This is a genomic window from Luteibacter sp. HAY1-4A (genome assembly GCF_056755355.1).
In genome coordinates, this window is the sequence record NZ_JBNDHZ010000054.1 from 16,377 (window position 1) to 29,935 (window position 13,559).

Consider the following 13,559-nt stretch of genomic DNA (forward strand, 5'->3'; position numbering starts at 1 on the left):
GTTGACGGCCCGGGAGCCACGATCCACCATCGCCTTTTTCCATCCCATCGTTGGACGCCATGTACAAGCTCGTGATGATCCGCCACGGCCAGTCGGCCTGGAACCTCGAAAACCGCTTCAGCGGCTGGGCCGACGTCGACCTTAGCGAGCAGGGTGTGGCCGAGGCCCGCGAGGCCGGCCGCCTCCTGAAGGAGGCCGGCTTCACCTTCGACCTGGCCCACACGTCCTACCTGAAGCGCGCCGTGCGCACCCTCTGGCACGTCCAGGACGAAATGGACCTCATGTGGATTCCCGTGGTGACCGACTGGCGCCTCAACGAGCGCCACTACGGCGCGCTGACGGGCCTGAACAAAGCGGAGACCGCCGCGAAGTACGGCAACGAGCAGGTGCACGTCTGGCGGCGCAGCTACGACACGCCGCCGCCGGCCCTGGAGGCGGGCGCGAAGTCCTTCGCGGACGACGACCGCTACAAGGGCATCCCCGTGCCGTTGACGGAATGCCTGAAGGACACGGTGGAACGCGTGCTGCCGTACTGGCACGAGGTGCTGGCGCCGGCCATTCGTGCCGGGAACAACGTGCTGATGGCCGCCCACGGCAACTCGATGCGGGCGCTGGTGAAGTTCTTCGACGGTATCTCCGACGACGACATCGCCGAACTCAACATTCCCAACGGCATACCGCTGGTATACGAGTTCGACGCCGAACTGCGCCCGGTGAAGCACTACTACCTGGGCGACCAGGCCGAGATCGAGGCCAAGATGGCCGCGGTGGCCAACCAGGGCAAGGCGAAGTAAGGCGGCGCAGCGGCGGGTGACAGGCGTCACCTCCGATGGATCACAAGCGCCCCTCGAACGGTGGCGCCACGCGGCTAACCTAGCGTCACACCGACACCAAGAGGCTCCGCCATGCTGGCTCCGTCCGCCGTTTCCTTCGCCTTCACCGTGCCGTTGATGGCGTTTGCCGTGTACCGGCGTGTACGCGGCAGCTTCGGCCGGCAGCCCATCCGCACGAAGCGGATGACGGTTCGCGTCGCGATCTTCGCGGTCCTGATCGGCCTGATGATGCTTTCCGGCCTGCAGGACATCCGCCTCGCCGAAGGCGCCCTCGCCGGTGTGGCGGCGGGTGCGCTCCTGGCGCTGGTGCTGGGCCTTCGCCTGACGCGGTTCGAAATCGGGGGCCAGGGTGCCGACTGCTACGTGCCCAATCCCTGGATGGGCGGTGCATTGACCGCGCTGCTCGTCGGGCGGCTGGCGTGGCGCCTCCTGGTGCTGGCGCCGGCCATGGCCGGCGGCGCCGTGGCGACCCAGGGGCCCGGGCTGGGCAACAGCCCCCTGACCATGGGAATCGTCGGCCTTACCGTCGGTTACTACCTGGCCTATTACGCCGGGATCCTGGTGCACCACCGCCGCTTCAAACGGACCTTGCAGGCCGCCTGAGGTTCGCGCCCTCGCTCAGAGGGCGTCGTTATCCAGTTCCCCGGTACGGATACGGATGACCTGCTCCAGGGGGCTGACGAAGATCTTGCCGTCGCCGATCTTGCCCGTGCGGGCCGCCTGCTGGATCGCCTCGACCACCCGTTCGATCTGGTCGTCGGCCACGGCCACTTCCAGCTTGATCTTGGGGAGGAAGTCGACCACGTACTCGGCGCCCCGGTACAGCTCGGTGTGGCCCTTCTGCCGGCCGAAGCCCTTCACTTCCGTGACCGTCACCCCCTGGACACCCACGTCGGCCAAGGCTTCGCGGACGTCGTCCAGCTTGAAAGGCTTGATGATGGCGACCACCAGCTTCATGTATCACTCCTCGTGCGCGACGCGCGGATTGCCATTGTGCCATCCGGGTCCGGGGCCGTCTCCATACGGTGGCTTGTAGGAAAACCCCTACACGACGTGTGGGCGTAGGCCTATAGCGCCTACAATCCCATCACTTAGAATTCATTCACGACATCGAGGTGCGCAAGATGGATGTGCAGGGTATCGATCAACTCGCACAGCGGTTGGCATCGTTGGTTCCGCCAGGGTTGGCGCAAGCGCGTGAGGATCTGCACGCCAACTTCAAAGATATTCTGGCGCAAGGACTACGCCGCCTCGATCTCGTAACCCGCGAAGAATTCGATGTTCAGAGCCAGGTTCTGGCGCGTACGCGCGAACGGCTCGAACTCTTGGAAAAGCGCCTTGCCGACCTCGAAATGAGTGCGGCGCAACGCGGCCAGTAACGTCGGCCACACGTCCCGGGACCGCCCCCGATCCGTCACCCTCACCCCGAGAGCGGTCGGGGGCGGTTATTTTCCCGAGAGCGCAAGGAGTGCGTGTGCAGACCGGATCCAACACGGATCGTGATCCCCGTCTCCCGGCCGATATCCGTTACCGGTTACGATACGAGTCGTCATGAGCCTCGCCGTCACCCTCTCGCGTGCGCAGGAAGGTGTCGCGGCGCCGCAGGTGGTCGTCGAGGTACATCTCTCCGGCGGACTCCCCTCCACGTCGATCGTCGGCCTGCCTGAAGCAACCGTCCGCGAAGCGCGCGACCGTGTTCGCGTGGCCATCCAGAACACGGCCTTCGAATATCCGAACCGCAGGGTCACGGTGAACCTGGCGCCGGCCGAACTGCCCAAGGACGGCGGCCGCTTCGACCTCGCCATTGCCCTGGGCATCCTGGCCGCCGGATCCCAGGTGCCGCGCGAGCGCCTGGACGATTGCGAATTCCTGGGGGAGCTGGCGCTTTCCGGCGAGCTTCGGGCCGTGCCCGGCATCCTTCCCGCCCTGATCCGTGCGCGGCGCAGCGGCCGCCGCATCGTGGTGCCACGCGCCAACGCGGCCGAAGCCTCGCTGATCGGCGAAGGCGACGTGCTGCTGGCCGGCAGCCTGGCGGAGGTCTGCGCCTGGCTGCGCGGACAAGCCGAACTTTCCGGACCGGAGGCGGCGGATTTCTACGCCATGCCCTCCTGTGGCCCCGACATGCACGATATCCGCGGCCAGTTCCAGGCGCGCCGCGCACTGGAGATCGCCGCCGCGGGTGGCCACCACCTGCTCCTGATCGGCCCGCCGGGTACCGGCAAGACCATGCTCGCCGAGCGCCTGCCGGGCATCCTGCCGCCGATGACCGAAACCGAGGCGCTGGAAAGCTGCGCGATCCGTTCGCTGTCCGGCGAGGAGATCGATCCAGGTTGCTGGCGTCGCCGGCCTTTCCGCGCGCCGCACCACACGGCGTCCGGCGTCGCACTGGTCGGCGGGGGCTCGTCGCCGCGCCCCGGCGAAATCTCGCTGGCTCACAACGGCGTGTTGTTCCTCGACGAGCTTCCCGAATTCAGCCGGCACGTGCTCGAAGTGCTGCGCGAGCCGCTGGAATCCGGGCAGATCGTCATCTCGCGTGCCGCGCGGCAGTCCACCTTCCCCGCAGAGTTCCAACTCGTCGCGGCCATGAACCCGTGCCCCTGCGGCTATGCGGGCGATCCCCTGCACGAGTGCCGCTGTACGCCCGACCAGATACTGCGTTACCGCACGCGCATCTCGGGGCCGCTGCTGGACCGCATCGATCTGTGCGTACAGGTGCCTCGCGTGCCGATCGCAGAACTATCGTCTGGCCGAGGTCCGCACGACGACGACAGCGCCACGGTGCGCCGGCGTGTGATCGCGGCGCGCGAGAAGGCATTGCTCCGCGCGGGGCAGGCGAACGCGGAACTCAGCGTCGTGAACCTGGAACGCGACTGCGCGCTTCCCGCCGCCGAGCGCGACTGGCTACAGCAGGCGCTCGACAAACTCGGCGCCTCCGCCCGCGCCTACCACCGCATCCTGCGCGTGGCGCGCACCATCGCCGATCTCGAGGGCGGAGCGGGTTGCGTGGAGCAGGAGCACCTGGCCGAGGCGCTGCACTACCGGCGGTTCTGAGCGTTCGTCGCGCCTTGCCTGGGTGCTTGTGATTATGTATCGGACGCTCCATAATGAGGTTGTGGAACACTCGATACATAACTACGTTCGTGAAAGGTGCGGCCATGGCGCGACCCCGTGAATACGATGAATCGCGGGTGCTATCCGCGGCCGCCGATGTCTTCTGGAGAAAGGGCTACGAAGGCACGTCCACGCGCGACCTGGCTTCGTGCATGGGCCTCACCGCCTCCAGTATCTATGCGGCGTTTGGCGACAAGCGCGAGCTTTTCCACCGCGCCCTGGATCACTACCTCTCGGATACGCTGCGCGCGAAGATCGAGCAACTCGATGGCCTGGACTCAGCGTCCGCCGCCATCCGGGAGTTCTTCGTCGACATCGTGGAGCGAAGCGTGCGCGACGCCGAGCGGCGCGGATGCATGCTCGTGAATTCCGCCCTGGAAGCCACGTCCGACGATGCGAAGCTGCGCGATGCCATCGCCAGCGAAGTCGCAGCCATCGCTTCGTTCTTCGAGCGCCAGCTCGCGAAGGCGCGGCGTACCGGCGAAATCGGCGCCGATATCGCACCGAAGCGTTCCTCGAGACACTTGCTGGCGACGCTGCTCGGCCTGCGAGTTTTAGCGCGCATCCATGCGGATCGCCCAGTCATGACCGACGCCGTGCGTCAGGCGCTTGCGTCGGTGAGCATACGTTTTTGATTCCTCATTTCCTTTCGAGATAGCAATGACCACTCAACGAACCTTCCTCGTTACCGGCGCCAGCAAGGGCATCGGCAGGGCAATTTCCCAGCGGCTTGCGGATGCGGGCCACCTTGTCGTCGGCGTCGCACGCGGCAACGACCCCAGCTTTCCGGGGGAACTGCACTCGGTCGACATAGGCGACAGGGACGCCGCTCGCGCCGGCTTCGAGGAGCTCGCGCGCCGCTACGCCATCGACGGCGTGATCAACAACGCCGGCACCGCACGGATGCAGGAGCCCGGCCGCATCGACATCGACGATCTCGACCATATGCTCCGCCTGAACCTGCATGGCGCGATCCATGCCGTGCAGGCGGCGTTGCCGAACATGTTGGCGAACGGCTGGGGCCGCATAGTCAACATCTCCAGCCTCACCGTGCTCGGCAGGCGCAAGCGTTCCGCCTACGCTGCGACGAAGGCTGCGCTCGACGCGCTCACTCGCACCTGGGCGCTGGAATTCGCGGACCAGGGCATCACGGTGAACTCCGTCGCCCCCGGTCCCGTCGCCACCGAGCTGTTCCGTGAGAACTCCCCGGTGGGCAGCGCTGCCGAAGCCTCGTTCATCCAGGACATCCCCATGGGACGGCTCGGTACTCCCGACGAAATCGCCGCGGCGGTGGCGTTCTTCGCGTCGGAGGGCGCCAGCTTCGTCACCGGGCAGACGTTGTTCGTGGATGGCGGCGGTTCGCTTGGCAGGGCGGCCTGAGGCCTCACTCCCGAGAGTTAATACTTATTTCATGTACCGAGTAGTTGACAAATAGAGGGGTGGGGCGGAGAATTCTGTACCAGGCGGTTCTCTTAATGGGCTGCCCGCCCCGCTCCGGTGCTGGATACCCCTCCCTCCCCCCGCTCCAGCACCGGGGCCCGGCCTTCTTCCAGCGGCGCTTCACCCGTTTCCGCGCATCGGCCCGCCTTCCATGGCGCTGGCCGATTTTCCTTTTGTCCGTTCCTGGCGTCCCGTCCGCGTAACCTGGTGAGTTCGACAGCCGCTCGCTTCGAAATCGAGCAGCCGCGGGGACTTACGCCGCCGACGCCGGGTGGAACTGCTCCTCCTCGGTGGATCCGCTGAGCGCCGAGAGCGAGCTCAGGGAGCCGGCGATCACCTGGTTCACCGTGTCGAAATAACCCGTGCCCACCTCGCGCTGGTGCTTCGCGGCGGTGTAGCCATCCTTCTCCGCGGCGAATTCCGCCTCCTGGAGTTCCACGTAGGCCGCCATCTGACGGTCGCGGTAGCCGCGGGCGAGCTGGAACATGGAGTAGTTGAGCGCATGGAAGCCGGCCAGGGTGATGAACTGGAAGGCGTAGCCCATCTCGCCCAGCCGCTTCTGGAAGTCCGCGATGGTCTTCTCGTCCAGGTTCTTCTTCCAGTTGAAGCTCGGCGAGCAGTTGTACGCGAGCTTCTTGCCCGGGAACTTCGCGCGGATGGCCTCGGCGAAGCGGCGGGCCTGCTCCATGTCCGGCGTGGACGTCTCGCACCAGATCAGGTCGGCGTACGGCGCATAGGCAAGACCGCGCGCGATGGCCTGCTCGATGCCCTGGCGGGACTCGTGGAAGCCTTCGACCGTGCGCTTGCCGGTGAGGAACGGCTTGTCGGCATCGTCGACATCCGAGGTCACCAGTCCCGCACCCATGGCGTCGGTGCGGGCGACGATCAGCGTCGGCACGCCGGCCACGTCGGCGGCCAGTCGCGCGGCCACCAGCTTTTGCACGGCCTCCTGCGTCGGCACCAGCACCTTGCCGCCCATGTGGCCGCACTTCTTCGCGCTGGCGAGCTGGTCTTCGAAATGCACGCCCGCCGCGCCCGCTTCGATCATGTGCGACATCAACTCATACGCGTTCAGCACGCCACCGAAGCCCGCTTCCGCATCGGCAACGATAGGCACCAGCCAGTCGATGCCGTCCTTGCCCTCGGCGTGGTGGATCTGGTCGGCGCGCAGCAGCGTCTTGTTGATCTTGCGCACCACGTTCGGCACGGAGTCGACCGGATACAGCGACTGGTCGGGGTACATCGTGCCTGCCGTGTTCGCATCCGCGGCGACCTGCCAGCCGGAGAGATAGATGGCCTGGAGTCCTGCCTTCACCTGCTGCATCGCCTGGTTGCCGGTCAACGCCCCCAGGGCATTGACGTAGGACTGGTCCTGGAGCGACCGCCACAGGCGTTCGGCACCGCGGCGCGCAAGGGTGTACTCCACCTGCACGGAGCCGCGCAGGCGCACGACGTCTTCCGCCGTATAGGGCCGCTGTATCCCGTTCCAGCGTTCGTTGTTCTTCCAGTCGAGCGTGATCTGTTCGGCGGTATGCGTCTTCATGGTCGTGGCTCCGGTGGATCAGGAAAGGTGGTCGTAGGCGGGGAGGGTGAGGAAATCGCGTAGCTCGTCGGCGTGCGTGAGTGCGGCGATGAGCGCGGCCGCTTCCTCCGCCCGTCGCGCGCCCGGGTGGTCGCTCTCGCGCAGTCGGTAGCAATGCCTGGCGAGCGCCTGATCGAAGAGCGCGAGATTCACTTCCGCGTGGTCACTGAATTCGAGCGGGCCGTGGTGCAGCCACTGCCAGAGCTGCGCGCGCGCGATCTCGGCGGTGGCCGCGTCTTCCATCAGGTGGTGGATCGGTACGCAGCCGAGGCCGTCGAGCCACGCGGCGGTGTAGCGCAGGCAGACCTCGACGTTGTTGTCGAAACCTTGTCGCGTGACCGTGCCGATGGCCGGTGCGATCAGCGCGTCGCGCGTGACCTCGACGTCGTCGCGCGACACGTGGAGCTGGTTCGGCGTCGGCATGTGCTCGTCGAAGATTGCCTGCGCCACCGGAACCAGCGCCGGGTGCGCCACCCAGGTGCCGTCATGGCCGGCGGTCACTTCGCGCAGCTTGTCCGCGCGCACCTTTGCCATGGCCGCCTCGTTCGCCATTTCGTCGCCCTTGATGGGAATCTGCGCGGCCATGCCACCCATGGCGAAGGTGCCGCGCCGATGGCAGGTGCGGATCAGGAGTTCCGAATAGGCCTTCAGGAAAGGCACGTTCATCGTCACCTGGCCGCGCTCAGGAAGCAGGCGATCGGCGTGCGCGCGGAAGGTCTTGAGGTAGGAGAAGATGTAGTCCCAGCGGCCGCAGTTGAGGCCGACGACGCGATCGCGCAGTGCGTGCAGGATCTCGTGCATCTGGAACACGGCCGGCAGCGTCTCGATGAGCACCGTCGCCTTCATCGTGCCGTGCGGCAGCCCGAGTACGGCCTCGGCGTGCGACATGACGTCGTTCCAGAGCGCGGCCTCCTCCATCGACTGAAGCTTCGGAAGGTAGAAGTACGGACCCCGGTCCCGCGCGTGCAGCGCCTTCGCGTTGTGGAAGGCGAACAGCCCGAAGTCCACGAGCGCGCCAGAGACCACTTCGCCGTCGACGGTCATGTGGCGCTCGGGCAGGTGCCACCCGCGCGGCCGCACGACGAGCACGGCGGGGTTGGCGCCCACGCGGTAGGCCTTGCCCTCGGCACTCGTGAATTCGATGCTCCCGTCGATGGCATCGCGCAGGTTGCGCTGGCCTTCCACCTGGTTCGCCCAGGTCGGCGCGCTGGAGTCCTCGAAGTCCGCCATGAACACCTTCGCGCCGGAATTCAGCGCGTTGATGATCATCTTGCGTTCGACCGGACCGGTGATCTCCACACGGCGGTCTTGCAGCGCCGCCGGAATGGGCGCGACCGTCCAGTCGCCTTCGCGGATGGTGGCCGTGTCAGTGCGGAAGTCGGGGAGTTCGCCGGCGTCGTACCCCGCCTGGCGGGTGACGCGCTCGGCGAGGAGGGCGCGGCGGCGGGCATCGAAGCGGCGGTGCAGGTCGGCCACGAAGGCAAGGGCGCCAGGCGTCAGGATGTCCTGATAGTCCTCGCTGCCCCCGTGGAGGCGGATGCCGGACATCGGGTCGAGCGCACTCTGGGGAACGGCCATGAAACATGCTCCGGTACGGGTGTGGCATCCAAGCTAGGGCCGGGGCTATGCTTTTGACAAAGCATATGTTTCAAAGACATCTATTAATAACGTTAATACTAGTCGTAAGACTCTGAAACAACGGAGCTAAAGTGCCCCCGCGAAAGCTGAATCGAACACCTAAAGGTTCGCCCAAGCCTCGTCGCGCGGACGCGGCGGCGGATGGCGCGCGCTTCTACTACAAGGGCAATCGGCTCAAGCAGCTCCGCGCCTTCGTCTACGTCACCCGTCTCGGCACCCTGAGCCGGGCGGCAGAGGCGCTGTTCCTCTCGCAGCCCTCCGTCAGCCTTCAGCTGAAGGCGCTGGAAAGGGAACTGGGCGCCCCCCTGCTCGAGCGGACCCGGCGACGCGTGACGCTTACCGACGCGGGCGAGGCGCTTTACGAGATCGCGCGGCCGCTCGTGGAGGGCTTCGAAAATCTCGACAAGGCATTCCAGGCGAGGACGCGGGGCCAGCAAGGCGGCAAGCTTACCGTGGCGGCGGGTTCCTCCACGATCCAGTACCTGCTTCCGGATCTGGTGAAGGCGTATCGCGAGCGCTACCCGTCGGTGCACCTGCAACTGGCGAACGTCACCGGAAAAGACGGACTGGCGCTGTTGCGCGCCGACGAGGCGGATATCGCCATCGGTTCCATGCTCGACGTGCCGCAGGACATCGCATGGGCGCCGGTGTACCACTACGACCCCATGCTGATCATGCCGCCCGACCATCCGCTGGCGGCCAAGGAAGATATCCGCCTGGAAGACCTTTCGCCCTACGGTCTCATCCTTCCGCCGCAGCGCCTCACCACGTTCCGTCTCGTCGACATGGTGTTCCAGCAGAGGCATGTGCCGTACACCGTGGCGATCGAGGTCGGCGGCTGGGACGTGATCAAGCAGTACGTGGCGATGGGCCTCGGCATCTCCATCGTCACCGGCATCTGCATCACGGAAGCGGACAAGCAGCGACTCGTGGTGCGCAACCTGCGCCGCTACTTCCCGCAACGCAGCTACGGCGTGGTTATGCGGAAGGGGAAATTCCTCAGCGCGGAAGCGCGCGCCTTCATCGACCTCATCCGCCCGGGATTGCTGACGCATCGCGACTACGATGAGTCGGGGCACTCCGAGCGCTGAGACGTTGTGCTCCACGGCGCGATGCACGTCGGATCATCGCTGCGAAGTGGCCCGTGTTGACGTAGGCGACGGTCGGAACTACACGTTGCGATGCTTGCCGCGATACCCGGCGAACATGGCGCGGATGCGCGCCATGTCTGCGTCGGTGTCGTCCGTGGCTTCGACCAGGGGGCCTACGGTGAAGGTCCTGGTCGGATAGTCGATGAAGATCGGCTGGATGGGGATGCCGGACGCGCGCGAGATGCGAAGGAAACCCGACTTCCACTGTTTCACGGGTTTGCGTGTGCCTTCCGGCGTGATGCCGAGCCACATCTTTTCGTGGCTTGCGAAACGGGCCACCATCTGGTCCACCACGTTGGTGGCTGCCGAGCGATCAATGGGGATCATGCCCAGCCGGCGCACAACCGGTCCGAAGGGTCCGTTGAGCACTTCGCGCTTGATCATCACGCCCAGGTCGAGGCCGAGCGCCGACTTCATCAGCAGGCCCCATACACCGTCCCAATAGGACGAGTGCGGTGCGCCGATCAGGATGAGCTTCGGCAGGTTCGGAAGATCGCCGACGACGCGCCAGCCGCTGAGGCCGATGGCCCAGCGGCAGAAGCTCTTCCACCACGAATCGGGTAGCGACGGTGCATGCGGCGGGAGCCGCGGCGGCGTGGCGTTCATTCGCGACTCCAGTCGCGCGAGCGCGTCTTCTTCGTATGCGAGCGCTGCGCCTTGCCGGCAAGGCGGCGTTCCTTCGACGCGCGCGTGGGCTTCGTCGCCACGCGCTTCCGGGCCACCACGGTGCCTTCGCGCAGCACGTCGGCCAGGCGCTCGCGGGCGTCTTCCCGATTCCGCGCCTGGTCGCGGAATCGGCGCGCCTGGATCACGAGCACGCCGGCATCGGTCATGCGGCGGTCTCGGCGGGCGAGCACCCGGGCGCGTACGTCGTCAGGCAACGACGGCGAGCCGGCCACGTCGAAGCGGAGTTCCACCGCGCTTTCCGTGCGGTTCACGTGCTGCCCGCCCGGTCCGTCGGCGCGCATGAAGCGTTCGACCAGTTCGGCGTCGGGAATGGCGATGGAGCGGGTCACGATGAGCATGTCGGGGCCGATTCTAGCAGCGTCGCCCGTCGTGTCCCGCCAATAAAAAAGGCGCGGCTCGCGCCGCGCCCTTCTCGTCGACCGCCGTGGCGGGTCTTACTTCTTCTTGACCTCGAACGCCTCGTTGCCCACGGCCTGGCCGTTGAGCGAGACGGTGACCTTGTACTTGCCTTCCGGCCACTCGTTCGGGTTCTGGATCTTGAACGTGGTGACCGCCGGGCCGTCGGTGCTGATCGACTGGCTGATGTCGCTGACGGTCGTGGTGGTGTCGCCGTCCTGGTAGGTCCACTTGGCATTCAGCGTGGCGCCGGCCGTGGTGCCCTCGGTGGCGACCGAGGCGTAGATGGTCTTGTCGGTCGGGGCGAAAGTGGTCTTTTCCTTCGCCACCTTCTTGTCGCTGCCGACGGCATTACCGAGCGTGACGGAGCCGACCTTCAGCGTGTCGGCAGCCGCGGCGGGAGCGGCCGGGGCAGGCTGCGCGGCCGGCGCCTGTGCGGCCGGGGTGGCCGCAGCTGCAGCGGTGCCCGTGGCGGCCGGAGCGGTCGCCGTCGGCGCCGTCGCGGGGGCCTGCGCGGCCGGTGCCGTGGAGGCGGCTGCAGGCGCGGTGTTCTGCTGCTCTTCCTTCTTGCCGCAGGCGGTGAGGACCAGAAGGCCGGCGACGGTGGCCGTGCAGAGGGCGGACGAGCGGAAGGAAAGCTTCATGTTCTGGATTCCGGGATGGCGTGTCGGGTTCTAACGAGGCATTGGAGAGGGCAACCCCCTCGGCCGCCGCAGGGTACAGGCTACACAACTAAAGGCAAGATCAATGAAGAATGCATGAACGCGCCTTATTCATTATTGCCGCGCACCGCGCGGGTTTCCGGGGACGGAAGCCGGATCGGTGCTTCGGAAGGGATTGATGTCGAGGCCGCCACGGCGCGTATAGCGCGCGTACACCGACAGCGCTTCCGGCGTGCAGCACGCGCTGAGATCCATGAAGATGCGTTCGACGCACTGCTCGTGGAATTCGCTGTGGTTACGGAACGAGACGAGGTAGCGCAACAGCCCCGCGCGATCGATCGGCCGGCCGGTGTAGGCGATCTGCACGCTGCCCCAGTCCGGCTGGCCCGTGACGGGACAGTTGGACCGCAACAGGTGCGACACCAGCACCTCGCGCACGTGTCCTTCGTGCGTGCCGAGGAACTCGGCACGGGGCGGGCCGTAGCTGTCGAAGTCCAGTTCCTGCGCGTCGAGAAGGACGCCTTCGGGCTCGCCGAGCGTCGTGCCGTCGAGCTCGCCCGGCGACCGGAGCGTCACGGTCACGGGGCCGCCGGCGGCGGCGGAGAGGTCGCGAACCAAGGTGTCGTGCACGCGCGCCGCGTCCGCCATGCGCTCCTGGGCAAAGCCGTTCAGATACAGCTTGAACGACTTCGATTCCACGATGTTGGGTGTGTTCGCCGGAAAGCGGAATTCCGCCACGGCCACCACGGGCTTGCCGCGTGCGTCGAGCCAGGACAGCTCGTAACCGTTCCAGATGTCGACGCCGTGGAACGGGAGGGCGGTGCCGGAGACGCCGATCTCGTCCCGCTTGCCCTGGCGCGGAATAGGGAAGAGCAACCCCGCGTCGTAGCGGTCGGCGTAGACGGTGGACTTGCCCAGCGGCGAATGTTCGGGGGACGACATGGCGGTTTGCTGCTGCGAACAAACCGCCATTATAAGGCCTTACGCCGACAAGGACTTACGCGTTGATCGAGCCCATCATGTTGGCGGCGTAACGGTCGCCGGCCGCGGCATCCGGCGGGAAGACGGCGTCGATCTCGGCCACTTCGGCAGGACTGAGCTTCACGTCCACCGCCCCGGCGTTCTCCTCCAGGTATTTCACCCGCTTCGTACCGGGGATGGGCACGATGTCGTCGCCCTTGGCGATGACCCAGGCGAGGGCCAGCTGGCCCGGCGTGCAGCCCTTGTCGGATGCGAACTTCTTCACCTTGTCGACGATGGCGAGGTTCTTCGCGAAGTTCTCTCCGGTGAAACGCGGATTGACGCGACGATAGTCGTCTTCGGCGAAGTCCTCCGGTTTCGTGATGGCGCCGGTGAGGAAACCGCGGCCCAGGGGGCTGTACGCCACCAGCGCCACGCCGTTCTCGCGGCATGCCGCCAGGGTGCCCGTGGTCTCGGGATCGCGTGTCCACAGCGAGTATTCGCTCTGCAACGCGGTGATCGGGTGGACGCCCGCTGCCTTGCGAATCGACTCGGCAGACGCCTCGGACAGGCCGAGGTGGCGCACCTTGCCTTCCTCCACCAGACGCGCCATCGCCCCCACGGTCTCTTCGATCGGCACGGTGCGATCCACGCGATGCTGGTAGTAGAGGTCGATGTAGTCGGTCTTCAGGCGGCGGAGGCTGCCTTCCACGGACTGCCGCACGTACTCCGGCCGGCCGCTGATGCCGCGCTTCATGGGATCGGCGGGATCGCGGACGATGCCGAACTTCGTGGCAAGGAACACCTTGTCGCGACGGCCCTGCAACGTGCGGCCCAGCAGTTCCTCGTTCGTGTGCGGCCCGTAGGCGTCGGACGTGTCCCAGAACGTGATGCCCAGTTCGAGCGCGCGTTCGAGCGTGGCGACGGATTCCTTCTCGTCGCCGGTGCCGTAGAACTCGCTCATGCCCATGCAGCCGAGGCCGAGGATGGAAACCTCCGGGCCGTGCTTGCCGAGTTTGCGGGTGATCATGCCTGTCTCCTTCGTTTCGAGGGGGTGTTCGCCGGCGTCGCCGCGACGGGCGATTCGGCGGGGATAGGG

The 13,559-nt window shown here is 66.4% G+C and carries 15 protein-coding genes; 7 read left to right on the forward strand and 8 right to left on the reverse strand.

Features of this window, described 5'->3' with window-relative positions:
• The first annotated feature begins 59 nt into the window (after positions 1-59).
• Both gpmA and ACPYOD_RS16100 read left to right on the forward strand, forming a co-directional pair.
• Entirely contained in the window at positions 60-794 is a 735-nt protein-coding gene (gpmA, locus tag ACPYOD_RS16095; RefSeq protein ID WP_481302725.1) for a 2,3-diphosphoglycerate-dependent phosphoglycerate mutase, read from the forward strand.
• A 111-nt stretch (positions 795-905) separates the two neighbouring features.
• Positions 906-1,436: a CcdC protein domain-containing protein gene (locus ACPYOD_RS16100; protein WP_481302726.1), complete on the forward strand. Its 531-nt coding sequence runs from the start codon at positions 906-908 to the stop codon at positions 1,434-1,436.
• Between the two features lie 15 nt (positions 1,437-1,451).
• On the opposite strand, the gene glnK is transcribed toward ACPYOD_RS16100, so the two are convergent.
• Entirely contained in the window at positions 1,452-1,790 is a 339-nt protein-coding gene (gene glnK, locus ACPYOD_RS16105) for a P-II family nitrogen regulator (protein ID WP_166699925.1), read from the reverse strand.
• Positions 1,791-1,957: 167 nt separating this feature from the next.
• On the opposite strand from glnK, the gene ACPYOD_RS16110 reads away from it, so the two are divergent.
• The 4 genes from ACPYOD_RS16110 to ACPYOD_RS16125 all read left to right on the forward strand — a co-directional run bounded on the left by ACPYOD_RS16110 (position 1,958) and on the right by ACPYOD_RS16125 (position 5,324).
• A complete protein-coding gene (locus ACPYOD_RS16110) occupies positions 1,958-2,212 on the forward strand; it encodes an accessory factor UbiK family protein (protein WP_167032269.1) in 255 nt (84 codons plus the stop codon).
• A 172-nt stretch (positions 2,213-2,384) separates the two neighbouring features.
• Positions 2,385-3,884 (forward strand): YifB family Mg chelatase-like AAA ATPase, encoded by a 1,500-nt coding sequence (locus ACPYOD_RS16115; protein ID WP_481302727.1) that lies wholly within the window; start codon positions 2,385-2,387, stop codon positions 3,882-3,884.
• Between the two features lie 104 nt (positions 3,885-3,988).
• The gene (locus tag ACPYOD_RS16120) at positions 3,989-4,579 is read left to right on the forward strand and encodes a TetR/AcrR family transcriptional regulator (protein ID WP_481302728.1); all 591 of its coding nucleotides are present in this window, start codon (positions 3,989-3,991) and stop codon (positions 4,577-4,579) included.
• Positions 4,580-4,604: 25 nt separating this feature from the next.
• The gene (locus ACPYOD_RS16125; protein ID WP_481302729.1) at positions 4,605-5,324 is read left to right on the forward strand and encodes an SDR family oxidoreductase; all 720 of its coding nucleotides are present in this window, start codon (positions 4,605-4,607) and stop codon (positions 5,322-5,324) included.
• A gap of 313 nt (positions 5,325-5,637) precedes the next feature.
• On the opposite strand, the gene aceA is transcribed toward ACPYOD_RS16125, so the two are convergent.
• Positions 5,638-6,927 (reverse strand): isocitrate lyase, encoded by a 1,290-nt coding sequence (gene aceA / locus ACPYOD_RS16130; protein ID WP_481302730.1) that lies wholly within the window; start codon positions 6,925-6,927, stop codon positions 5,638-5,640.
• Between the two features lie 18 nt (positions 6,928-6,945).
• On the reverse strand, positions 6,946-8,544 hold the full coding sequence (gene aceB / locus ACPYOD_RS16135; RefSeq protein WP_481302731.1) for a malate synthase A: 1,599 nt from the start codon (positions 8,542-8,544) through the stop codon (positions 6,946-6,948).
• A 146-nt stretch (positions 8,545-8,690) separates the two neighbouring features.
• Here aceB and ACPYOD_RS16140 point away from each other — a divergent pair, with 146 nt between their 5' ends.
• Positions 8,691-9,695: a LysR family transcriptional regulator gene (locus ACPYOD_RS16140; protein ID WP_481302735.1), complete on the forward strand. Its 1,005-nt coding sequence runs from the start codon at positions 8,691-8,693 to the stop codon at positions 9,693-9,695.
• A 78-nt stretch (positions 9,696-9,773) separates the two neighbouring features.
• Here the strand turns inward: ACPYOD_RS16140 and ACPYOD_RS16145 are convergent, their stop codons facing one another.
• The 5 genes from ACPYOD_RS16145 to ACPYOD_RS16165 form a co-directional block, all read right to left on the reverse strand.
• The gene (locus ACPYOD_RS16145) at positions 9,774-10,361 is read right to left on the reverse strand and encodes a 1-acyl-sn-glycerol-3-phosphate acyltransferase (RefSeq protein WP_481302732.1); all 588 of its coding nucleotides are present in this window, start codon (positions 10,359-10,361) and stop codon (positions 9,774-9,776) included.
• Complete coding sequence (gene arfB, locus ACPYOD_RS16150) at positions 10,358-10,792, reverse strand: alternative ribosome rescue aminoacyl-tRNA hydrolase ArfB (protein ID WP_481302736.1); 435 nt, start codon at positions 10,790-10,792, stop codon at positions 10,358-10,360. The genes ACPYOD_RS16145 and arfB overlap by 4 nt, the downstream gene beginning before the upstream one ends.
• An 84-nt stretch (positions 10,793-10,876) precedes the next feature.
• Positions 10,877-11,482, reverse strand: a complete 606-nt coding sequence (locus ACPYOD_RS16155) for a hypothetical protein (protein ID WP_481302733.1) — start codon at positions 11,480-11,482, stop codon at positions 10,877-10,879.
• 132 nt (positions 11,483-11,614) lie between these two features.
• The gene (queF, locus tag ACPYOD_RS16160) at positions 11,615-12,442 is read right to left on the reverse strand and encodes an NADPH-dependent 7-cyano-7-deazaguanine reductase QueF (RefSeq protein ID WP_481302734.1); all 828 of its coding nucleotides are present in this window, start codon (positions 12,440-12,442) and stop codon (positions 11,615-11,617) included.
• A gap of 55 nt (positions 12,443-12,497) precedes the next feature.
• Entirely contained in the window at positions 12,498-13,490 is a 993-nt protein-coding gene (locus tag ACPYOD_RS16165; protein WP_481302737.1) for an aldo/keto reductase, read from the reverse strand.
• Between the last annotated feature and the right edge of the window lie 69 nt (positions 13,491-13,559).